Below are 24,008 nucleotides of genomic sequence, written 5' to 3'. Positions count from 1 at the left end.
GATTTTATGTGAATTGCCTACTTAAGGTAACAGGTTTATGCACAGTAATCTTCTTTTTGTGAATAGAAATCATCTTTTTTTCACGTAAATCCCCTAGTAGCCTAGTAACGGTAACACGAGTTGAACCAATTGCTTCTGCGATCGCTTGATGAGATAATTTCAAATCAATTGTGATCCCATCTGCACAAGGAACCCCAAAATCTCGACAGAGAATTAGCAAAAAACTCACCAACCTAGAACCCATATCTCGGTGAGCGAGAGTTTCAATCATCATCTCCGTTTGTAAAATCCGCGAAGACAGACCTCGCAGCATTAACATTGATAATTCTGGATTTTCCTTGAGTGCTTGCTCCACTTGTTCAATTGGTGCTGACAGTAATTCCGCAGGAGTAAATGCAACCGCATGGTAAAACCTATCCGATTTATTTCCCGTCAGCAATGACAATACACCAAATACACTATTTTCCCGCAGCAACGCTACCGTTATTTCCTCTCCTGCCTCGTACACCCTGGAAAGTTTAACAGCACCTTTCAAAAGAAAATAAACTCGTTCGGCAGGATCGCCAGGAAAAAAGATCGTTTTATTGCGTTCAAACGTTTCCACAACTGGCGGAAACGCCCCGGTCGCCATCTGACGAAATACATTTGCTAGGGCTTTATCTTGTGTCACGATCATCTCCCTTCCCCTACCCAATGCCGGAAAAACAAAAACTGATTACCTAAGAATACACCCGAAAAATGAATAAAGCACCGTCAACCTTTCTGTACTTTCCTATACTCAAACTAATCTCTTCATAACTCTTTGTTTACAATGATACATAATTGTTGATCCTTTAAGCTACTAATTGTTGATAAGTACTTACAATAGCAGTATTAAAAAGGGTTTTTTAAAGAACAAATAAAGATATTTTGAGAATATCTTTAGAAAAAATCAAGATTTTTGTCATAGAAAACACCCTTATCAATATTCATTTTTGCAAATCCGGTGTAAAACGAAGACAAAACGTGCCTCAGATTCTAGTATGCTCCTAATGATCGATCGCATTAACAATTTCTATGCTGAATCTGACTGGAAAAAATGCTCTTGTTACAGGTATTGCCAATAACCGCTCGATCGCCTGGGGCATTGCCCAACAGCTGCATAAAGCCGGAGCAAATCTGGGTATTACCTACCTGCCCGATGAACGCGGCAAGATGGAGAAAAAAGTTGCGGAATTGGTAGAACCTCTCAACCCCAGCTTATTTCTTCCCTGTAATGTCCAAAATGATGAGCAGATTCAATCTACCTTTGAAACAATCCGTGAACAGTGGGGAAAGCTAGACATCCTTATCCATTGTCTGGCTTTTGCCAGCAAAGACGATTTGAGTGGAGATTTTAGTCAAACCTCTCGTTCTGGCTTCAACACCGCCTTAGAAATTAGTACCTACTCGCTGGTGCAGTTAAGTGGTGCAGCTAAACCTTTGATGACAGAGGGAGGTAGTATCGTCACCCTCACCTATTTAGGCGGTGTCAGAGCAATCCCTAACTATAATGTCATGGGAGTTGCCAAAGCTGGCTTAGAAATGAGTGTACGTTACCTAGCCGCCGAACTAGGGCCGCAAAATATCCGCGTCAATGCCATATCCGCAGGTCCCATCCGCACCTTGGCATCTTCAGCCGTGGGTGGAATTTTGGATATGATTCATCATGTAGAAGAAGTAGCTCCCCTACGACGCACCGTCACTCAGCTAGAAGTGGGCAACACTGCCGCTTTTTTATGTAGTGATTTGTCTAGCGGTATTACCGGACAAGTTCTATATGTAGATGCAGGATATGAAATTATGGGAATGTGACGCGATAAAGTTAGGAGTTAGGAGTGAGGAGTTAAGAGTTATAAATTTTTAACTCATAACTCATAACTCCTAACTTTTAACTCTTTCCACTCCCCATTCCTATGCAAACAACCAATCGCCAAGTTAATTCAAACTACGACCAGTCAACTTACGACCAGTCAACTAAAACCTCTCGGATTGCCACTGTTCACCGCACTACTGGTGAAACTGATGTGCAAGTTACCATCAATCTGGATGGTAGAGGAACTTGCACAGCAGCAACAGGTATTCCGTTTTTGGATCACATGTTGCATCAAATTGCCTCCCACGGGCTGATTGATATAGATGTCCAAGCCAAAGGAGATTGGGAAATTGATGACCACCACACCAACGAAGATGTAGGTATTACCTTAGGGCAAGCTTTTAACCAAGCACTAGGCGATAGAAAAGGCATTGTTCGCTTTGGTAATTTTCGTGCGCCGCTGGATGAAGCCTTAGTTGAGGTAACGCTAGACTTTTCTGGACGCCCTCACCTCAGTTACGGCTTGCAAATTCCTACTGGGCGTGTAGGAACCTATGACACCCAACTAGTACGCGAATTTTTTGTGGCGATCGTGAACCATAGCCAAATGACACTGCACATTCGGCAACTGGATGGAATTAATTCCCATCACATTATTGAAGCAACATTTAAAGCCTTTGCAAGAGCAACACGGCTGGCGGTGGAAATCGACCCCCGTCGTGCTGGTGTAATTCCCAGTTCTAAAGGCGTTCTATGAAAGGAGTCAAATGGGGGCATTGAGCATGGGGCGGTAGTTATTCTCCCCAGTCTCTAATTCCCAGTCCCCATTCCCCAGTCTGCAATAATTGACACACTGCTCGGTGATGGTTATTATCAGGCTACCGGGTAACCTGTAATTAATACCAAGCTGGTAATTAGTAATTGAACCGAGATGAAGTCTGTTGCAGATGACCCTGATTCTCAACTCAATACGGCAGACACTGCGCCAGTAGTTCTGACTTCTGAGTTACGAAAAGTCTATCGCACTGGTTTTTGGCTAAATCAAAAAGTCGTATCTCTGAAAAACTGTTCTTTAACAGTTTACAAAGGCGAAACCTTTGGGTTGCTAGGGCCAAACGGTGCTGGGAAAACAACCCTTTTAAAATTGTTGCTGGGAATTATTCGTCCTAGCTCTGGACAGGGATTATTATTGGGTAAGCCAATAGGCGATCGCACTGTTAAGCAACATATCGGCTATCTGCCGGAAAATCCCTATTTATATGACTATCTCACTGGCTGGGAATTTTTGCAGCTAGCTGCTGGGCTATTCCAAATTCCCCAAAGTGTTCAACGCCAACGCATTCCCCAACTGTTGGAATTAGTGGGTTTATCCCAAGCTGATGCCCGCAAAAAGCTGCTGCGCCGTTATTCTAAAGGAATGCTACAGCGTGTTGGTATGGCACAGGCGCTAATTAACGAGCCAGATTTGGTTTTTCTGGATGAACCGATGTCTGGCCTTGATCCTGTGGGACGCTACCAAATGCGGGAAATTATTCTGGCGCTAAAAGCTGCTGGTAAGACGATTTTTTTCAACAGCCACGTTCTTAGTGAAGTAGAACAGATTTGCGATCGCATTGCCATCCTCGCTCAAGGAGAATTAATTTGCTCTGGTTCCCTCAGTGAACTCTTAGGTAAAAACGACACATATCATGTAAAAGGTCAAGGTGGTGACTGGGAAATTCTCAAAAAATGGATACCCACTCTAAAATTTGAACCTGATGGTTCCTGGCAAGGTACACTACAAGACGATTATTATGATTTTCTCGCCAGTCTTCGTCTTATGGAGGGTAAAATTATTGCCATGAACTTGTCGCGTTATTCACTAGAAGAGTTTTTTATTCAACAAATCCAAAGAAAAAATAACTCGTTTAATTAATCTTGTTGCTAAATAGCCAATTTTGGGTTGACTTGAGGAATAAAACTCAAAACTTCTGGTTTTTCGAGTTTATCTTTGTCAAGCCAACCCACAAAAAATCAAATTCCAATCTCTTTTCTAGGTTATTTGTATTTATTTAATGGAATTGTTCATAATTTTTTTAACCATCGCAGATTTAAACTCATAGTTTAAATGTTATCAAATTGACTTTGACAAGAACATTTTATTCGTAAGTACTTTATTGTTTAACAGAGAATTTCTTGTATAAGCTGTGTTTATTTGCGTAAGTTCTAATATTTTTTGATAATTCCTGTATTCAAGTTGGCTTAACTTTAAATTAAATTCACTAAAAATTCAAATTCAATAGACAAATTTACTCCGGAAAATGACAGTTTTCGAGGAAAATAAGAGTGTCGGGGAACTTGAATACTTAGGTATAGTCAAAATAAAAATGTTTAGACAATACTTTATTAATCGTACTTTCAGAATCTCAGGTAAATATGCTTAACACTACTTTGTTTAAATTCCTAACTCAGCCTGTTGTGGGTGTGGCTTTGTTAACTGCTGTCAATGCCGCTGTACCATCCGCCAGTCTAGCCCAGGGACAACCATTACCAGCAACTACACAACCACCAATCACGCCAACACAAATAGATACTAATTATTCATTAGGAGGCGGCGATCGCATCCGTGTAAATGTATTTGAAGTACCTGAATATACAGGCGAGTACCAAATTCCCCCAGGTGGAGCCATCAACTTACCTTTAATTGGCAGTGTGTCAGTCCTTGGTTTAACAACTGAACAGGCTGCTGACGAAATTGCCAGAAGATACTCTCGCTTCCTCAAACGTCCCTTAATCTCAGTCAATTTGTTATCGCCCCGTCCCATCAATGTTTTCGTTGCCGGAGAGGTGACACGTCCAGGGGCTTACACCTTAAACTTGAGCGGAGGCGCGGGAGACAATCCAGGCGTACAATACCCCACTGTCTTAGCCGCACTGACAACAGCACAAGGTGTAACCCTGGCTGCGGATGTGACTCAAGTTCAATTACGGCGTAAAGTAGGACGTGCTTCAGAGCAAGCCGTTACCGTTAATTTGGAGGAACTCATCCAAACGGGCAGGTTATCACAGGATATTACCTTGCGGGATGGAGATACCATAGTTGTGCCAACTGCAAGCAACTTCAACGTGGCAAAATCCCGCAATATATTTGCATCTAACTTTGCCGCTAGCCAAACCACACCTCGCACGGTAACAATTATTGGTGAAGTTAACCGTCCAGGTTCGTATCTTGTTACCCCAGCCAGCACAGATGCACAGGGTGGCGCAACCGCTACTACTAACAGTGGTACTACCAATCCCAATGGTCTACCAAATGTGACACGAGTTATTCAACTCGCTGGCGGAATTACAGCACAGGCTGATGTTCGTAATCTCAAGCTACGCCGAGCTACAAGAACTGGCTCAGAACAAGCTATAGATATTAATCTTTGGCAACTATTGCAGAGTGGTGATGCCAATCAAGACATCATCGTGCAAGATGGAGATACGATTGTTATTCCAACGGCAACTGAAATCAACCCCGCAGAAGCCACTCAATTAGCTACCACTACTTTGTCTCCTGCACGCATTCAAGTTGGTGTGGTAGGCGAAGTTAAAAACCCAGGGTTAACAGAGGTTCAGCCAAATAGCTCTTTAAATCAAGCTATACTCGCTGCTGGAGGATTTAATGATGCCAGAGCTAGTAGTGATGCTGTTGATTTGATTCGCCTCAACCCTAATGGTTCTGTCACTAAACGTATAGTAAAAGTGGACTTCTCTGCTGGGATTAATGAGCAAACTAATCCTATACTCCGTAATAATGATGTTGTGGTAGTCAATCGATCTGGTTTAGCTAAAACTGGTGATACCACAAACACCATAACTGGGCCTCTAGGTGTTATTTTTAATATTTTTAGGTTGTTCGGACTTTAGTTTAAATTGCGGATGTAAATAGGGGACGTTGCTCAACCCTCTTCGTCCCCAAAATTGCACTATGTATGAGTCAAGGGTCCATAGTCAGACAAGCAAGCTACGCACCGCTTCAAACACAGAATAAGACAAGACTAGAGTACAGAAGTGGCTTGACTTTTGCGATCGCTTCCTTGAAAACCGTATTTTCTATCACCATTTTAGGATATTTTCAAGTAGTATTACTCATTGACAAATATATAAACTTAAAGATTTAACTGAAAACTCCTAATCTGTTATTGATAGGCTTTTTTTAACCTTGTTTTAGTGAATCTGCTTTTTTATGGTAATGAGAATATTTTAGAATCTAAAAGCAGTAAAACCAAAATCATACCTTACTTTTGTTTATTTATTGATTATTATAAGAATTATTTAAGTATATTAACTAACTGATAACAGATATACTATCTTAACCACAGATACCACGTATACACAGTAGAATGATGTCGAATTGGAAATGACGCCATTTGTACGGTTGCTTGGTGTCCATTAAAGGGGTAACTCTGGATACTAACTATTTTCCTCCAGTACTTTTACTAGAAGTTACTATTTTTTGGAAGACAAGCCAAAAAGGCTTTTCAGCCTTATTTCCGTGTAAATTCTCAGGTTGGAACCTGAGAAACGGTGTATAAACTTACAAAATGGCAGTTAGACGCTATATCCAATACTGAGTTACTGACTAAGGCTAGAGTTACAGACCGTTGACGAATCAGTTTTTGCAACATACCCTATTTTCCCTATGATGATTCATGGTTTAGGTTTTCTCAGTTTGAGCGCATCTCTTGTACTTCCCTGGGCAATAACAGGTGTGGTTCAAGTAGAGAAAATAACAGAGTCTTTAGTTCAAGATGTACGTCAGTCATCCACTGAGCAGCAAATCTCATTACCTAGCCGCAAGCTGATCAGTGCTGTTTCAAATGGAACAACGTACTATGTTAGTGGTACCGGAAGCGATAAAAAAAGCGGACTCACTACCTCATCCGCTTTTAGGACAATTCAAAGGGCGGCAGACCTAACTAACCCTGGGGACACGGTACTCATCATGGACGGGGTATACAGGAATGCACACCCAACTGGAACGGTAGTTGATATTAGACGCTCTGGAAAGTCCAATGCATGGATTAAATATAAAGCATATCCTGGGCATAAGCCGAAACTTAAGCACAATGGATGGCATGGAATTTGGATTCACAATGGAGCATCATATATTGAAGTGAACGGGCTGGAAGTAGTAGGGAACAATGGCAATATTACCCGTAGTTATGCGTTGAGTCAGAAGTATAACAAATCAAACCCGAAAACCAGTGGAAATTGCATCACCATAGAAGGAGGACAAAATCGTCGCTCCCACCATATACGTGTTCTCAACAATAAAGTACATAATTGTGGAGGTGCAGGCATTGTAGGTATTGAATCAGATTATCTAACAATAGATAATAACGAGGTGTTCAATAATGCCTGGTACTCAGTTTATGGCTGTAGTGGTATTTCACTGCTCAACAATTGGAATTCTGACAACAAGCAAAACTACAAGATGTTTGTGACCAGAAATAGGGTCTACAACAATCGAATGTACATTCCCTGGATTACTACTGGCAAAATCCAAGACGGTAATGGCATTATTGTTGATCGTGGAATGAATAAGCAAAAGGGATCAAAACTTAGTGCGTATCGAGGACGCACTTTGATTGCCAATAACATCACATATAAAAATGGTGGTGGCGGTATTCACACATTTCAAAGTGAGAATATCGATATTGTCCACAACACTAGTTATATGAATAGCCAGAGTCCAGGAATTTCATACGGGCAAATCTCGGTTAATGCTTCAAATGATATCAACGTTCTAAATAACATCCTTTATTCTGAGCGTGGGCAACCGATAAACGCAAGATTCGGTGGTAAAAATGTTAAGTTTGACTACAACCTCAACGCCAATAGTTCCTCGATCGATGGTTCCGGCTCTAATGATATGACTGCAAATCCCCAGTTTATCAATCCCTCAGATGGTAATTTTAGATTGAAATCGACAAGTCCGGCAATTAATAGTGGTATGAGATTCAATAGTGTGGAAACCGATTTTACAGGCGACTCTCGCATGAAGGGTTCACGACCTGATCGAGGGGCACACGAAATTCGGTAGTAGAGTTATTTGCTGAATCCCCCGAATTGAATTCGGGGGATTCAGCAAATAATCAAGGCTTCAGCGTTTGCAAAGATAGTTATATAGCTACATTAGGCTACACTAATGCATAGGTATTTTCTTCCTAAACTTAGCTGTAACTTAGCTGTTGCTTATACGGCAATGCATTTTGTATATTTAATCCCTGATCAAAACTAGATTCCTGATTTTTCCTAACGCTAATAAGAATTAAGATGGGCGAACGAACTGTAATTTTTAACCTACATTCCCCATCTCAAACTGTCACATGAATCAGGATATTGGTTCATTAGTATGTATTGGAGTAGCCCTTAACCTTTGAAGGTTTTATTTTCTTGCAAGCCTCTGAAACTCTTTTGTCAATTTTGTTGGTTTAAAGTATTCATGATCGTGATATAAATAACTACTAGATTCGTTTTTATCAATGATTCCATTCACAACCAAGCCTAGTACGTTGTAATTGGATCTTTCTAACATCTCTTGAGCAGCGTTAGCACTGTTAGAATCAATTACTCCAGGTCGAGCTACTAACAAAATCCCATCAGTCATTTGGCTTAAAGTCAAAGCATCAGCTGCCAAAAGGAGGGGAGGGGCATCAATAATTACAAAATCATAGTTATCTTGAGATGCAAAATTTTCAATTAATGATGCCATCCGTTTTGAGTCAAGCAAAGCAAGCGGGTTAGGAGGTCTAACCCCAGCAGTTAAGACATCAAGATTATCCATTACCTTAGATACAGTAACGTCAAATTCAGCTTGGCCTACAAGAACCTCACTCAAACCAACTGCATTGGTTAGCTGCCAAAGATGATGCTGAGAAGGAACTCGCATATCTGCATCAATTAATAAAACTTTACGCCCTAGTTGAGCGATCGCTGCTGCCAAATTAGCTGAAACTGTAGACTTGCCTTCTTTAGGAACTGCGCTAGTTACCACGATAGTTTTGAGCACTTTATCTGAACTTAGGAACTTCAGATTGGCTTGAATCATTCGGTACATTTCGCTAGTTAAAGAGTAAGGCGTATCTCTGACAGCAATTTTTGGATTGATTGATTCTACATTTGAATAACGGGAGCGAACCTTTTTAACAGACAAAGGAACAATTCCCAGCAATGTATATCTAAATACATCTCTGACTTCCTTAAGTGTTTTCAAAGATCTATCTCTCATGCTTAGGAGGAGAACACTTGTAGCAGCCAAAAATAAACCGAACATCACTCCTAGCAATAAAATAATAACTTTTTTGCCTGCTACTGGTTTATTTGGCGCTGAAGCCAGAGCAATAATCCGTGAACTAGCTGTATTTGTATTCTCAACTAACTGTAATTCTTGAACCTTTTTCAAAAGAGTTTGATATGTGGATTCTGCAACTTCAACTTTCCGTTCTAACTCCCGCTGATTTTGTGCTAACTGGGGTATGATTTTCACTCGCTGCTCGTAGGTAGAACGGGAATTATATAGAGAGGAGAGTCTTTTAGCTAAACCAAACCGCTGTACTTCTGATTGTAGAAAATTTTGGATCAGGTTTTGTCTGAGTTCTCCAATCTGCAATAAGCTTTGCGGAATTTGTGTTTTATTGCCAACAGTCTGACCAATTTGCTGTTGCAAGAGGGAGTTTAAGCTAGCTTTCTTTGCTTCTAAGTTAATAATTACAGGGTTATCATCTAAGAAACGGCTACGCTCAATCGCTAGCTGTCGATCGGTTTCTTGAAGTTGTGTAAGAACTCCTTGTACTGCTGGTGACTGACTGAGGGCACTCACAGCGATCGCTTCTTGAGAATTTAGCTCTACTTTCTGACGCAGTTGATTGGTTTGGGCGTTTACCTCATCAAGTTGAGCCTTAACAGTATTCATCTCATTGTCTAGATTTCCAATAGTTGCAACGGCTGATCTTGTCTCCTCCGATAGGTCTGCTATCTGATTTTTCTGTTTAAATATACGTAGCGCTACTTCTGCATTATTAACAGCCTCTTGAGTTTTAGGAAGCTGCTTGGCAATAAATTGACGAGTTGCTGCTGCCTCAGAGCGATTTGTCAAAATATCATTTTCTAAATAAAGACTCATAATTGTGTTGACCACTGCCGCTGATAGTTCGGGGTCACGGCTGGTATAGCTAATTCGCAATACATCTGTGCCGCCAACAATTTTCAGTACCAAAGAACTTCGTAATTTTTCTACTTCTAAAGCTTTACCTTCTTCATCTTGAAGCCCTAGTTTCTCTATTGTTTTCTGCAATATACTAGGTGAGGAAATAACTTCTATTTGAGTGTTTATAGGGTTTTGAGTTGCTATCAGGGATTTTAAATCTCCTGTACCTCCTCCTTCAGCATTAGTTGGTAAAAGATTGGAGCCTACTACTTTAAAAGAAGGAACTCTAAATAATAATTTTCCTTCGGCTTCATAGGATGGCTTCATAAATTGTGTAGCTATGGCACTGAGCATAACTGTAGCTGCAAATATTGCAGTTGCAGGTAGCCACCATCGCTTTAATATCAATAAGTAACGACTAAGGTCTAAATCGATAGATTCTCTAGATTCCATAGATTTTTCTGACATAAATCTTTAAAAGTACAGGTTTTAAGCAAGAAACTAAAAATTGACTTAGAGAATGCACAAACCACTGCAATTGATAAGACTGATGCGATTTGACAATATGACAATAGTATAGACTATCTAAGTTACAAATTTAATTTCCATCTTAAATTTAAAGTAGTTACCAGCTTTGCAAAATTTTATCATCAGCCTCTAACAGTTTTGAAACTTGATATTAACACTTAAGGATCTTCTCGATTCTTCGTCGCTCCTTGGCTTCTATATCAGAAGGGAATCAATTCTCTGTGGTTCACCCATGACACTAATTTACCCTATCAAGTAGTTCTTCAGTCTACGGTAATCGGGATTTTAGGAGCATTTGGCAAAATCGGTAAAGTCTGGTGCATTCATTACAAACTCAAGAGGAAAAACACGTATTCTCACCTTAGACCCTAGAGAAAGATTTAAAGCCTCATTTTCAATTAAACACTTCAAAAAAAGCTTCTCCTAACCGTAAATATCATCCTGTTGTAGTATACCTATAACTTAATAATATGATAATCTTAAAACTATTTAGTTTATTTATACACATTAACTGTAAATTTTCAATACTTGCTCTATTTTGATTAATGTATCAATGAAATAATTACAAGTTCCAGTTTGACAACTTTTCCCAGAATCAACAAGCTAGCTAATATTATCCTGATATTGAGTAAACCTCTTGATTTTATTTTGGCAAATTTGCGCGTGTCGAAAGCTTGCTTGATAATATTGCTGATACATAAAGTATCCATTCAAGACTATTTTGCTCTAACAATGTAGTTTCAGTTAGATTTGAAAGAATCATATAAGTAAAATAAACTAAAAGCCATAAATGTTCAGATGTTTGATTCCATCGAATTAAATATATAGCTCTTAATAAATTAATAACGAACCCAATTAGAAAAACCAAAACTCCTAGTAGACCCAACGCTAGCCAGAGATCCAAAAAACCATTGTGAGCATTAGGAGCGTCCCATTGTACCATTTGTATAACAATAGAAGACTCACTATTATCCCAGAATGCTCCATAGCCATATCCTAGCCACGGTTTTTTTGCAATCATCTCAAGCACCGCAGGCCATAATTCTGAACGTCCAGTGAGTGTTGTGTCCTTACCTACTGATCCTAGAATTGTATCAGCTTGTGAGACAAACCAAGTATAAAAAACTATGCTAACTGTTGACACCAAGGTTACAACAGGTATCATTACTTTATACTTTAAATTTAAAATTCGATTATATGCAATAAAAGCAGCTGTAATGAATATAAAATTACCTAGAGATGTTGTTGATTTTGATAATAAAACAATTATTCCAGAAGCAACATAACCAAGCCATGAAACCCAGCGATTCTCTCGATTAGTCATGGCAAGGAAGAAAAATATTGCTCCACTAAGTACAAATCTCTTGCCAAGAACATTCTTTTGTGGATATATTCCTCGCCAAGCTGTTGGGTCTCCAGCGCTTCCAACCCCGTACTGTGGAATTAGTACAGCAAATAAGATACACATAAATGCTGAGATTGCAAGCATATATGCACATAACTTCAGTTGTTCTTTTAAGGTGTAGCGTGAAGCTAAATAAAGCGCAAAGAGCATTGTTCCTGCCAGACCTATAGCACGACGTATAGTAATATCTGAATCTAAAGACCAAAAACTCGAAAATGCACAAACTCCGAGCAATACCCAAATAAATTTATCTCTACTAAAGACGTAAGTAACCTTCTTCCAACGTAGAGTAATTAAGGAAATGCTAACTATATACGTCAAAGTGAAAAGCAATCGAGCTATGAATCTATCACTTTCTTTGATGGTAAAACCATTCGTCATCAAGGGATCTAATGGAGTTCCTGAATAGATCATTAAAAAAGTAATTGTAACTAATTGTTCAGCAAAAATTAGAAATTTTCTCATTTTTTATCATTTGCAAATATTATTTTATATATTAAGTTAAGCAAATCACAAATTTGTGAGCACTAGTTTCCATTGATTTAGAAAAAGGCTTACTATCTCTATTCACTTACTTTTTATGAGATGGCTATATTTTTGAAATTGACGTTTTTTATTAAACCTAAAGACAGAAGTAACCCACGTTTAAAAGCATATTAAACATATTGTTTAACCAAAACGCTTTGTATTTTGTGCTATGGCTATAGTCAAAACTCCATTTTTTAGTGGTCTTGAAATTCACGCTCCAAGGTTTTTGTCATTATTTTTATCTTCTTCTTTGTGTCTTCCTTTTGCGAAGAATATTTTATCTTTTAAAGTTCTTGGTCAAAATAGAGCTAACTTGCTCTCTGAACTGCTGAGGGAACAGCCACATAATTAAGTACAAGCATATATCAATCGGGCGGGGCTTACCCCAGCGTATAGCTTCCCACAACAAAGGAAAGAAGGCTTTCCAATCACCTACTGAGGACGCAGAAGGAGCGGTCATTGTTGCAATGAAACCCGAATAAGCCTTTGGTGTTACTAAATTGCGGGTGGAACGAATCCAATCCAAGGAATATCGCCAGTCATTGACGTTGCTTAAGCGCTTAATTCCCACTTCTGAATGCCAGATTGCCATAGGCTCAGGTACAAATTCTACTCCTACACCTTCCATGGCACTAACTCGCAGTAACCACTCCCAATCCTCATGTCTGTCAAATTTTTCTTCCAAAGGCATTTTTTGCACTAACTCTTTTTTCACGAAAATAGTTGAGGTTTGTATGAACCCCTCTTCTTTAAATAAGGAGTTACGTGCAAAAAGATATTCACTTAGAGGTTCAGAGAGGTTAGGTAACCTTTTGGGAAGAATAGACTCACCTTTTTGAGTCTGGGAAATTAAACGACTGGCGACAACTGGAAAATTATAATGGGAATTATTTGCTACTTCAAGTTGACGCTCCAATTTTTGTGGGAGCCATTCATCATCATCATCTAAAAAGGCTATCCAAGTACCTTTTGCTTCCCTTACACCAGTATTTCTTGCCCCTGATGGCCCAACATTTTTTGATAGTTCTATCACTCTCAATCTTGGATCAGCTATCTGAGATAGTACATTGACTGTTTCCTGATCGGGGCCATCTATTATAACAATCACTTCAATTGATTGCAGCGTTTGAGTTAATGCAGTTCTGACACCCCTTGTAACAATTTGTGGTCTATTGCGTGTAGGAATCACTACGCTGACTATTATTTCGTTACTTTCATTTACCATTGCTAATTTTTGGTTTGTTGCTTTTTCTGCTTGGAGAGATTCAATATTCATGGCTTTGGTTATCTGATAATTATGCAAAGTTTACGTTTACTGTTTTATAAGTAAATTCGACCATTAAAATTTCATCCCTATTTTTCCAATTTTTTCCTTTACAACATGAATTCCGCCTAAAGTATGAATAGTCAGAAAAATTACAAGTAAAATATAGAATGAAGTTGCAATAATTAGAGTAAATAAAAAGTCTAAAGTTATTTTTTTTAAAGTTAAGAATACAAGTACCATCAAAGCGCTGATTATAATAGGACGGCGAATAATTCGCCATAAATTTAATGGAAATAATAGAGTATAAGTGAAGTAAACATACTGGCTAAAGGCAAGAAGAGTCATTAGCAATGCCATTATAGCCGCACCTATTAACTGATGTTGCGAAACTAATGCTACACCCCCCAAGCTTCCTAATACAGTTGTAATAACCACTTCACGTAGGTTCACTATCTCAAAATGATTGGCTACAAGTAGAGAGCACAGTGTGCGTGTAAAGGGCAATAAAAGTAGTGATATAGCGCTGATACTAAGAGCTAAACTTCCTTGAGCAAAGCTAGAACCGTAAATAAAAGTCAGCAAATCTTTGCCAAAAAATAATAATCCAAGGAATAAGGGTAATCCCATAGTTAGTAGAACTTCAATAAAGCTTTCAGTCATCTGCTGCTGCTTTTGCCGTCCTTGATCTACTAATTTTGATAGTCTCGGAAACATTGCTATAGTTATGCTATTAGCAATAATAGAGAATGGTTGTAGCAATTGTATTATTGCACCGAACAAACCTACTAAAAACTCATTTCCTAGCAATGAAAGAATCAATATTTCAATTCTGTTACTGACTACAGCTATTGCTTCAATAGCAAAAAATGTCCGTACAGTTTTAATTGTATTCCATACAAAATATTTATCAATCTGCCATTGTATTTTGACCAACTTCCTGATCAGAATCCATTCAATTACTAAAATCAATGTTTCTGAAAAAAATAGTATTACTCCCAGATATTCAATTCCGTACTTCAGTTGCATTGCCCAGATCATTATTATTAGGCGTAGTACATACACTGGGACTGTAGCAATGGCAATCAAATGCATCTTTTCCTTCGCTTGGAAAATTGCCTCTGTTACGTTAGAAAGGGCGAAGGGAATGATTGTTAAGCCCATTATGTAGCAAAGAGTCGAGGTTTTGGAACTATAGGGAAGTAAAAATACTACAATTACCAATCCTCCATAACTGACCAAACTAAATATTAACTGTAGCCAGGTACCACTCATCAAATAAACTGATGTTTTTTGTGGTTCACGTGCTAGTTCTCTTGTAAACAATATCTTTAGCCCCTGTGAAGCAATGCCCACAAAGATAAAGTAATAGCTATAGGCTAGTAGATACTGGCCTATAGCTTCAGCTCCTAGATTACGAGCAATAGCAGCGATTAATACAAAAGTTGTAATACTTTGCGCTAACCGATTGACTATCATTGAGAGAGAATTACTTATGAATTTATACTTTTCTACCATTCTTACAATTATTAATTCACCTTAATTCGCTCATTTTGAATCGCCAATTACTGCTGCCTGCTATGATTTTGTTTTTATGAACTTAGTAGGCACCTTCTTTTTTTAAAACTACCATAACTGTCTTGAGGAGAATTTCAAAGTCTAACTTAAGTGACCAATTTTCGATGTAGTTAAGATCAAGATTTATCACTTGTTCAAAGTCTAAAATATCTGAGCGACCTGAAACTTGCCAAAGACCTGTAATACCAGGTAAGACTTCATGCCTAATAAAATGGTGTTCAGAAAACTTATCGACATCTCTAGTAGGTAAAGGACGGGGCCCTACTATACTCATTTGTCCAAGGATAACGTTAAAAAGTTGAGGTAATTCGTCTAAGCTGTAACGTCGAAGGAATTTTCCAACATGGGTAATGCGAGGATCGTCTTTAATTTTAAAGATAATCCCATCTTTAGTTTCATTTAAAGCTTCTAATTCTTTTTGGAATTTTTCTGCATCAGACCTCATCGTTCTGAATTTCCATACTTTAAACTGTTGCCCATGCAAACCTATACGGGTTTGTCTGTAAAATACTGTGCCGGGAGAGTCCAGTTTGATAGCTATAGCTATAGCTATATAAATAGGAAATGATAACATTACAAATAAAGTCGCGAAGCAAAAATCACAACTGCGCTTTATCCAAAAATCTTTACCTGTAATTATCGGACAATCCAAACTCAGACAAGGCATTCCCCCTATTTTATTAAATTCAACGTTTTTATAAATTGGTTTTAATTCCATCGGTAAAATATGTACTTGGATGCCAGATGCCTGAAATAACCAGCATAAAAACATTCTGTTTTTTAGAGCATCCCAAGATATAAAAACTTCTGTTACACCTAGTTCATTAAGTTTCTCTAATGTTTGTTGACGTTTATATCTATCTAATGAACTGGCATTAGCTGTTCCAGATACAATATAATGTTTTTCTTTTTTTATAAAGCTAGCTATCTGATCATGATCTTGAGGATCACAAATAATGAAGACAGAAGAACGAACTATTTTTTTTTGCTTACGCAAATATTCAAGAGTAATATTTATAGCATATCTGCCAGTACAGATAAATAGTATACTTAGCAGCCAAGATATTAATATTAATCTTGGGCGTGTAATATCAATAATTGGCTTATATAAAAAACAAACTAGGAGTATTAATCCATGAGCAAAAGTTAGCGATTTTAAAATATTGAGATAGTTATAGCGTTTTTGACCCTCTCGATAAAGACCCTCAACAGCTAATGATCCTATTTGAATTCCAATAGTTATTAAAATTGGCAAATAATGACTGGGTATATACGAAGTCAAATACCCATAAGAAGATTGATCTCCAGCTAAAATCCAACTTAAGAATAAAAGAGTATAGTCTACTAAAAACAACGTTGTTAATCTTAACCACCATGAACCCTTGCGTACGCTGACAGATGTAGATGCACGTAAATCTGAAGGCACTTCACTGAATTTATTTGTTGTAATGCTTTGATTACTCATAGTTAGGAACACTTGGTGTAGTTAAAATTTGATAAAAACTTTTTATTAGGACAAGTGGCGTATCTTACATTTTTGTCTCAAATAAACCTGGAATTTATAGTCTCTTATTAACCATTTTCTTCGCACTAACTTTAAATGTTTACTCAAAGGCATTTTCCGAGGTCGGTTTAAGTACCATTACTACCTAAAGGTCTAGCTTTTATTGCAAACTAGAACCCATTTAGCCTGGAAATTTTGAGCTTTGTTGGTGAGTTAACTTAATACTTGAATAAAATCCCTGACGTAAGTAATCAAGTAGGTCAGGTAAAAAATTAAAATTTTTAAGGTGCGTAAGAGTTCAACTGAGTTACTACAGTTTCATTGCAGAGTTCCACTTAATTATGTAGACAATGAGATCCTTTCGGAAATTACTGTAGCATATTTAGCTAGACTAATTCAGCTTTGCTTAGAACTTCTCTATTTCTTTACGCATAATTACTGACTAACAAAACTTACACACATAAGATATAACAAAAAGCATCAAAAATTTGATTATTGTTACAAAAGTTTACATAAGTCAATATTTTGCTTGAGCTTGAGTAGTTTTATAGGCATCTCTAGAGAATTGATCATAAGTAATATCAACGATATTTGATATCTGTGAGTCTTGTAATGTCTGCATTATAAACACTTTTATCTCCTGAGAGAGAGTCAAGTTTTTGGCTTTACACTATTTTTACATCTGAGTAAAAACAATGAAGATTCAGTAATAATTATTTTTTCCTTCAGAAAATTTTCGTAAAAACAGATATTGTATTTTAACCATATAGCTATATAAAATAAAGAACTTATTTATTAACTAAAAATAAAGCTGGAAATTCAATGCTTGTTCCTGACTATATCTCAACAATGCAATCATGCAGTTTTTTAAATTCAAAAGCATTTTAAAGTTTTAGCTAAAACTGAAATTTTTAGTAAAATATGGAGATGATTATGTTAAATAAAAATCAATTGACTAGAGCTTAAAGTATCAATTATCTTTAAAGATGCATATCATTAATCTAGGTACTGCAAACTAAAAGCTGTTCGCGCACCGTTTTGCTCTTAAGCCTAACTAAACTTTATTTATGTAGTTCCAGGCTCCTATCCAAGACTATTAATGTGCAGCCTCACATATAATTTCGTATAAAAACATTTACAATAAATAATAAATTAAAGCAATGGTATTTGTTGATGGAGTTGATACATAGAAAATGCAAATAAATAGCCAGACTCCAGAGTATAAGCAAAATATTCCATTAAATACCTTAACTCCTATCAGCGGCACTCAAGTTCTACAGGAATGGAATAATACTGAAGAAATTGATCCCAATCTGTGCATCCATCAGATGTTTGAGATGCAAGTAGAGCGATCGCCCCAAGCAATTGCTGTAGTATTTGAAGATATACAGCTTACTTATCAGCAGTTAAACCAGCAAGCGAATCAGCTAGCGCACCACCTACGTAATTTAGGCGTTGGGTCTGAAGTACTTGTGGGGATTTGCCTGGAGCGCTCCCTAGAGATGATCATCGGAATACTAGGTATTCTCAAAGCTGGAGGCGCTTATGTACCTTTAGATCCGGCATATCCCCCGGAGCGTTTAGCCTTCATCTTGTCAGATACCCAGACACCAGTATTGTTAACCCAAGAGAAATTGGTCAAGAACCTACCACCGCACCAGGCGGAAGTGGTTTGTCTCGACTCAAATTGGCAAGGTAATACCCAATACAATCAAGAAAATCCTGTAAATCAAACGACGGCTGATAACCTCATCTACGTAATCTACACATCTGGTTCTACAGGACAGCCCAAAGGTGTAATGATCGCTCATCGTGGTATCTGCAATCAACTATACTGGCGGCAAACAACCTTTAGATTAACTCCAGCAGATAAAGTTTTACTGACTATTTCTTTTAGCTTCGACCCCTCAGTGTGGCAGATATTTTGGCCATTGTGCTTCGGGGGCCAATTGATCTTAGCTCGCCCTGGTGGACATCAAGACACTGCTTACCTTGTAAAGGTGATTACTGAGCAGCAAATCACTGTTTTGACCCTAGTACCTTCTATACTGCGTGTCTTACTAGAAGAGAAGGGAATTGAAAATTGCCGATTTCTCAGGCACATTACCTGTGGTGGTGAAGCTTTACCTAGCCAACTAATAGAACGCTTCTTTGCCCAACTGAATTTAGACAATGTTCTCCATAATTGCTATGGGCCGACAGAAGCTTCCATTGATGCCACTTTTTGGACTTGTCAGCGCGGCACTAATTATAGCATTGCTCCTATTGGTCGCCCCATTATCAATGCAGAGATTTACATCCTTGATGAAAATTTACAGCCAGTGCCTATTGGTGAATCAGGTGAACTCTATATTGGCGGTATTGGTCTAGCGCGAGGCTATCTTAACCGTCCTGAATTAACTACAGAGAAGTTCATTCTCGACCCTTTTAGTTCTGAAGTTGGGGCACGTCTTTACAAAACTGGGGACTTGGTACGTTCCCTACCAGACGGTAATATCGAGTTTATAGGTCGTATTGACTATCAAGTAAAGATTCGTGGCTTCCGAATTGAATTGGGAGAAATTGAAGCAATATTAGGGCAACATCCGGCAATGAGACAGACTCTAGTCATTGCTAGAGAGGATATTCCTGGTGACAAGCAGCTTGTAGCATATATTGTTGCCAACCCAGAGCAAATTCCTAGTCAGGTTGAATTGCGTCGCTTTTTGCAAGGTCGGCTACCTGAATATATGGTGCCTGCCTCTTTTGTATTTTTGGACACTCTGCCATTAAACCCCAACGGCAAAATAGACCGCCGGGCTTTACCTGCACCGCATATATCTGACCTTGCTCTGTCAACTAACTTTGTCCCACCCCAGAATGCTACAGAAGAGGTCTTAGCTAGCATTTGGGTAAAAGTTTTGCGTCTAGAACAAGTAGGGATTCACGACAATTTTTTTGAATTGGGAGGTCATTCACTGCTGGCAACTCAAGTTATGTCTAGAGTTCGCCAAGCTTTTCAGATAAAAATGCCGTTGCAACTTTTATTTGAGAATCCAACGATCGCTAGTTTAGCTCAAGCGATGCCTACGGCAACCCGAAACGGGAACGCTCAAACCCAGACTCAAGAAAATGATTCCCAAAACCAAACTATTCCTCTAATAGCCAACCGCGAGTCAATCCCTTTATCCTTTGCCCAGCAGCGAGTGTGGTTTTTGGAGCAGTTGGAACCTAACAGTCCAGCTTATATTATCTCCAATGCACTGCGCTTAACAGGCGAGTTCAACACGAGCATATTGCAACAAGCATTAAATGCGATCGTTATCCATCACGAGGCACTGCGAACAAACTTTATTACATCACCGGATGGTAGCCCCATACAAGTTATTGGCAAGCCTCGACCAGTTGAACTCAAGATAATTAAAAAAGTAGCACAGGAGCAGGTGCAATCTCTGCTAAATCAAGAGGCGCGATGCCCCTTCAACTTAGAATCAGACTTGATGCTGCGAGCTAGCTTGCTCCAGATAGACGAACACGAGCAGATACTTCTGTTAGTGATGCACCACATCGCTTCAGATGGCTGGTCAATGGGTATTCTCTGGCAGCAGTTAGCATCCCTTTATGAAGCCTTGTTGAGCGATAAGCCTTCTCCCCTAGTAAAATTACCCATTCAGTATGCCGATTTTGCTGTTTGGCAGCACCAATGGCTATCGGGTGAAGTCCTCTCTAGCCAAATAAACTACTGGAAAACCCAGTTAACAGGCGCTAATACTGTACTGGAATTGCCTACCGACCGACCACGGACACCAGTTCAAACTTACCAAGGGGCGACCCAATCACTCATGCTACCGGAGACTCTGAGTGCATCGCTCATAGAACTCTCCCGTCAGGAAGGTGTCACCCTATTCATGACCTTGCTAGCGGCCTTTGGGACAATACTGCACCGCTACAGTGGGCAAGAAGATATACTTATCGGTTCTCCTATTGCTGGACGTAATCGTTCTGAAGTTGAAGGGTTGATTGGATTTTTTATTAATACAGTCGTTTTACGGACTGATTTTTCTGGCAATCCTAGTTTTCGTTCAGTGCTGAGTCGAGTTCGCCAAATGGCATTAGGTGCTTATGCCCATCAAGATATGCCTTTTGAGAAACTGGTAGAAGAACTGCAACCAGAGCGAGATACCAGCCGTAACCCACTGTTTCAAGTGTGGTTTAATATGCTCAACTTAAAGGACATCCAACTGGAACTACCTGGGGTGGCTATAGAACCAGTGTCGATGTTAGAAACGGCTTCTAAGTTCGACTTGACCTTGTATGTAACAGACAAAAAGCAGGGAATCCAACTTGATTTAGTCTACAACACTGATCTGTTTGCTTCAGAGCGGATGATGGAAATGCTGGATCAATTCCATCATTTGTTGAATCAAGTTGTTGCTGCTGCGGATAGCCAGATTAGTTTGTATTCTCTTGTCACACCAAGAGCCAGAACTTTGCTGCCAGAACCAAGGGCGGTTTTGCCAGAACCTCGGTACGAATTGGTAACAACAATGTTTACCTCTTGGGTAAATTGCACCCCAGAACATTTAGCACTCCGGCAAGGGTCTCGTACTTGGAACTATGGCGAATTGGGCAAAAGCGCTCAAGCTTTAGCACGGGTGATGTTGTCTCACGGAGTTGAACGGGGAGATGTTGTAGCCGTATTCGGCACACGAAGCTTTGGATTAATTTCGAGTATGGCGGCTGTACTCTTGAGTGGCGGTGTCTTACTTACCCTCGATCCGAAACTTCCTAGCGATCGCCACCTGCTCATGCTCAAGGAAGCTAAAGCCAAATACATATTATATATTGATAATCAGTGCCCAGAAGACAAAGAAGTATATAAATCTTTAATTCTCATCTATGTGAACCCAGACACCGGAGAAGCGATAAATCCACCCCAAGACAGCAGTAAAGTAATAAACTTGCCTGAAATCGCTGCCGATGATGCAGCTTATATTTTCTTTACTTCTGGCACCACTGGTGTACCCAAAGGTGTGCTGGGATGTCACAAAGGGATGGCGCATTTTCTCAACTGGCAGAGACAGACATTTGAAATTGGTCAGCAAGACCGGGTAGCCCAATTGACAGGTCTTTCCTTTGATGTAGTTCTTAGAGATATATTTTTACCTTTGACTAGTGGTGCAACCTTGTGTTTGCCAGAGGAAGGGGATAACTTAGAACCAATTAAAATTTTGACTTACTTGGAACATGAGCAAATTTCTGTGCTGCACACAGTTCCATCGCTGGCGCAATCATGGTTAGCCAATGTGCCGTCAGGAGTCTATCTACATCACTTACGCTGGTTATTCTTTGCTGGAGAACCTCTCAAGGAGACACTTGTATCTCAGTGGCGGGATACTTTTCCAGAATCAGGTGAAATTGTCAATCTCTATGGGCCAACAGAGACAACTTTGGCGAAGTGTTATTACAAAATACCTGTTGAGTGTAAACCAGGGGTACAGCCAGTAGGATTGCCGCTCCCGGAAACCCAAGCACTAGTTTTAACACCAAATCAACAGCTGTGCGGCATTGGTGAACCAGGCGAGATCGTGATGAGAACGCCATTCCGTACTTTGGGTTACATAAATGCCCAAGAAGAAAATCGTTCTCGGTTTGTCAAAAATTTCTTTCGGAATGACGAGCGAGATTGGCTTTATTATACAGGCGATCGCGGTTGCTATCGTCCAGATGGCTCTCTACAAATTCTTGGTCGCCGAGATCATCAAGTCAAAATCCGTGGGATACGCATTGAGCTAGGGGAAATTGAAACGGTGTTAGCCCAACACCCAGATGTACTGCAAACTGTAGTAATTGCCCGTGAAGATGTTCCTGGAGATCAACGCTTAGTAGCTTACATTATCCCGAATCAGGACTGGGCATCTACAATTAGTGATATACGGAGCTTCCTCTTGACAAAGCTCCCACAGTATATGATACCCTCGGCTTTCGTTTTGCTGGACACCATACCCTTAACCCCCAACGGCAAGATAAACCGCCGTGCCTTACCAGCACCCGACTTATCAAGGCAAGAGTCGGAGGCTACCTTTCTTGCTCCCCGCAATGAAGTGGAACGCCAGCTAATAGAGATTTGGCAACAAATTTTACGTGTCCAGCCCATTGGTATCAAGGATAACTTCTTTGAGCTAGGAGGACACTCCATCTTAGCAGCAAAACTGTTTTGGCAAATTGAGAAAAAATTTAATAAAAATCTGCCTCTTGCTATTCTCTTTCAGTCAGGGACTGTAGAGGCTCTAGCCAAAATAATTTGCCAAGAAGAAGATTTAGCAAGAGACTTGGCTTTAGTGAATACCTTAGATAAATCAACAACTAATTGGTCATCTTTGGTAGAAATTCAACCCAATGGTTCCAAGCCACCTTTTTACTGTATTCACGGACTCGGTGGAGAAGTCTTGTGTTTTCGGGAATTGGCACTGCATTTGGGGCTAGACCAACCATTTTACGGACTACAACCACAAGGGCTAGATGGAAAACATCCTTTCCATACACAGATTGAAGACATGGCGACTCACTACATCCAAGAAATCCAGACTCTTCAGCCCAATGGCCCTTATTTTCTGGGAGGTTATTCTTTTGGGGGTGTAGTTGCTTTCGAGATGGCTCGGCAACTCCAAGATCAAGGCGAACAAGTTGGTATTCTAGTTATGCTTGATAGTTGTCGTCCAGGTTATAGCTGGCGGGCATCACTTATTAAGCGAGTTTTCTTGCATTTAAATAAGATTGTTCAACAAGGGCCAGCCTACCTTTGGCAAAGGGCTGTGAGATGGAGTTATTGGCGTAAGTCTAATCTCCAAAATGTATATAACCGTTACTTGGAAGGGGCACTAGATTTACCTGCAACTGACAAGCACTTAAAGATTATAGATGTTAACACTCAAGCGGTCAGTGAATATATCTTTTCACCTTACCTTGGTCGAGCTATCCTCTTGCGAACAGAGGATGAAAATCGGGACGAAGCTATAGGTACACAATACGATCCTCAATTCGGCTGGGGAGAAATAGTCGCTGGAGGGCTAGATATCCATTACATTCCCGGTTCTCACCTTGACTTACTCAATGAACCTTATGTACAGGTAGTAGCTGAAAAATTGAAAAATTTCTTAATCCAAGCGCAGTCTCCAAAGAATTAAGACGAATATTATTAGTGTCACAGAT

The 24,008-nt window shown here is 39.4% G+C and carries 13 protein-coding genes; 7 read left to right on the top strand and 6 right to left on the bottom strand.

The features are described 5' to 3' along the window. Positions 1 to 4 precede the first annotated feature (4 nt). On the bottom strand, positions 5 to 676 hold the full coding sequence (gene ntcA / locus H6G96_RS00875; protein WP_017652326.1) for a global nitrogen regulator NtcA: 672 nt from the start codon (positions 674 to 676) through the stop codon (positions 5 to 7). A 380-nt stretch (positions 677 to 1,056) separates the two neighbouring features. Between ntcA and fabI the strand changes: the two genes are divergently transcribed. The 6 genes from fabI (at position 1,057) to H6G96_RS00845 (ending at position 7,904) form a co-directional block, all read left to right on the top strand. Then, the gene (gene fabI / locus H6G96_RS00870; protein WP_190909489.1) at positions 1,057 to 1,833 is read left to right on the top strand and encodes an enoyl-ACP reductase FabI; all 777 of its coding nucleotides are present in this window, start codon (positions 1,057 to 1,059) and stop codon (positions 1,831 to 1,833) included. A 101-nt stretch (positions 1,834 to 1,934) separates the two neighbouring features. Beyond that, positions 1,935 to 2,591 carry an imidazoleglycerol-phosphate dehydratase HisB gene (hisB, locus tag H6G96_RS00865; protein ID WP_190909488.1) on the top strand — a complete coding sequence of 219 codons (657 nt, stop codon included), beginning with the start codon at positions 1,935 to 1,937 and terminating at the stop codon, positions 2,589 to 2,591. A 174-nt stretch (positions 2,592 to 2,765) separates the two neighbouring features. Continuing rightward, positions 2,766 to 3,749, top strand: a complete 984-nt coding sequence (locus tag H6G96_RS00860; protein WP_190909487.1) for an ABC transporter ATP-binding protein — start codon at positions 2,766 to 2,768, stop codon at positions 3,747 to 3,749. Between the two features lie 500 nt (positions 3,750 to 4,249). After that, the gene (locus tag H6G96_RS00855; RefSeq protein ID WP_190909486.1) at positions 4,250 to 5,725 is read left to right on the top strand and encodes an SLBB domain-containing protein; all 1,476 of its coding nucleotides are present in this window, start codon (positions 4,250 to 4,252) and stop codon (positions 5,723 to 5,725) included. Positions 5,726 to 5,790: 65 nt separating this feature from the next. After that, entirely contained in the window at positions 5,791 to 5,979 is a 189-nt protein-coding gene (locus H6G96_RS00850) for a hypothetical protein (RefSeq protein ID WP_190909485.1), read from the top strand. Between the two features lie 521 nt (positions 5,980 to 6,500). Further along, positions 6,501 to 7,904: a right-handed parallel beta-helix repeat-containing protein gene (locus H6G96_RS00845; protein WP_242063131.1), complete on the top strand. Its 1,404-nt coding sequence runs from the start codon at positions 6,501 to 6,503 to the stop codon at positions 7,902 to 7,904. 345 nt (positions 7,905 to 8,249) lie between these two features. On the opposite strand, the gene H6G96_RS00840 is transcribed toward H6G96_RS00845, so the two are convergent. From H6G96_RS00840 to H6G96_RS00820, 5 genes are all read right to left on the bottom strand, one after another. Next, positions 8,250 to 10,478 (bottom strand): polysaccharide biosynthesis tyrosine autokinase, encoded by a 2,229-nt coding sequence (locus H6G96_RS00840; protein ID WP_199339334.1) that lies wholly within the window; start codon positions 10,476 to 10,478, stop codon positions 8,250 to 8,252. 703 nt (positions 10,479 to 11,181) lie between these two features. Next, positions 11,182 to 12,408 (bottom strand): O-antigen ligase family protein, encoded by a 1,227-nt coding sequence (locus H6G96_RS00835; RefSeq protein ID WP_190909484.1) that lies wholly within the window; start codon positions 12,406 to 12,408, stop codon positions 11,182 to 11,184. A 340-nt stretch (positions 12,409 to 12,748) separates the two neighbouring features. Then, positions 12,749 to 13,747 (bottom strand): glycosyltransferase family 2 protein, encoded by a 999-nt coding sequence (locus tag H6G96_RS00830; protein WP_242063130.1) that lies wholly within the window; start codon positions 13,745 to 13,747, stop codon positions 12,749 to 12,751. Between the two features lie 63 nt (positions 13,748 to 13,810). Beyond that, positions 13,811 to 15,253, bottom strand: coding sequence for an oligosaccharide flippase family protein (locus tag H6G96_RS00825; protein WP_190909483.1), 1,443 nt, complete (start codon positions 15,251 to 15,253; stop codon positions 13,811 to 13,813). Positions 15,254 to 15,335: 82 nt separating this feature from the next. After that, complete coding sequence (locus H6G96_RS00820; protein ID WP_190909482.1) at positions 15,336 to 16,778, bottom strand: sugar transferase; 1,443 nt, start codon at positions 16,776 to 16,778, stop codon at positions 15,336 to 15,338. A gap of 1,232 nt (positions 16,779 to 18,010) precedes the next feature. On the opposite strand from H6G96_RS00820, the gene H6G96_RS00815 reads away from it, so the two are divergent. After that, positions 18,011 to 23,983 carry a non-ribosomal peptide synthetase gene (locus H6G96_RS00815; protein WP_190909481.1) on the top strand — a complete coding sequence of 1,991 codons (5,973 nt, stop codon included), beginning with the start codon at positions 18,011 to 18,013 and terminating at the stop codon, positions 23,981 to 23,983. Positions 23,984 to 24,008: the final 25 nt, after the last annotated feature.

The organism is Nostoc sp. FACHB-892 (assembly GCF_014698795.1).
Classification (GTDB): domain Bacteria; phylum Cyanobacteriota; class Cyanobacteriia; order Cyanobacteriales; family Nostocaceae; genus Nostoc.
This window is presented reverse-complemented; position numbering and strand designations above follow the sequence as displayed.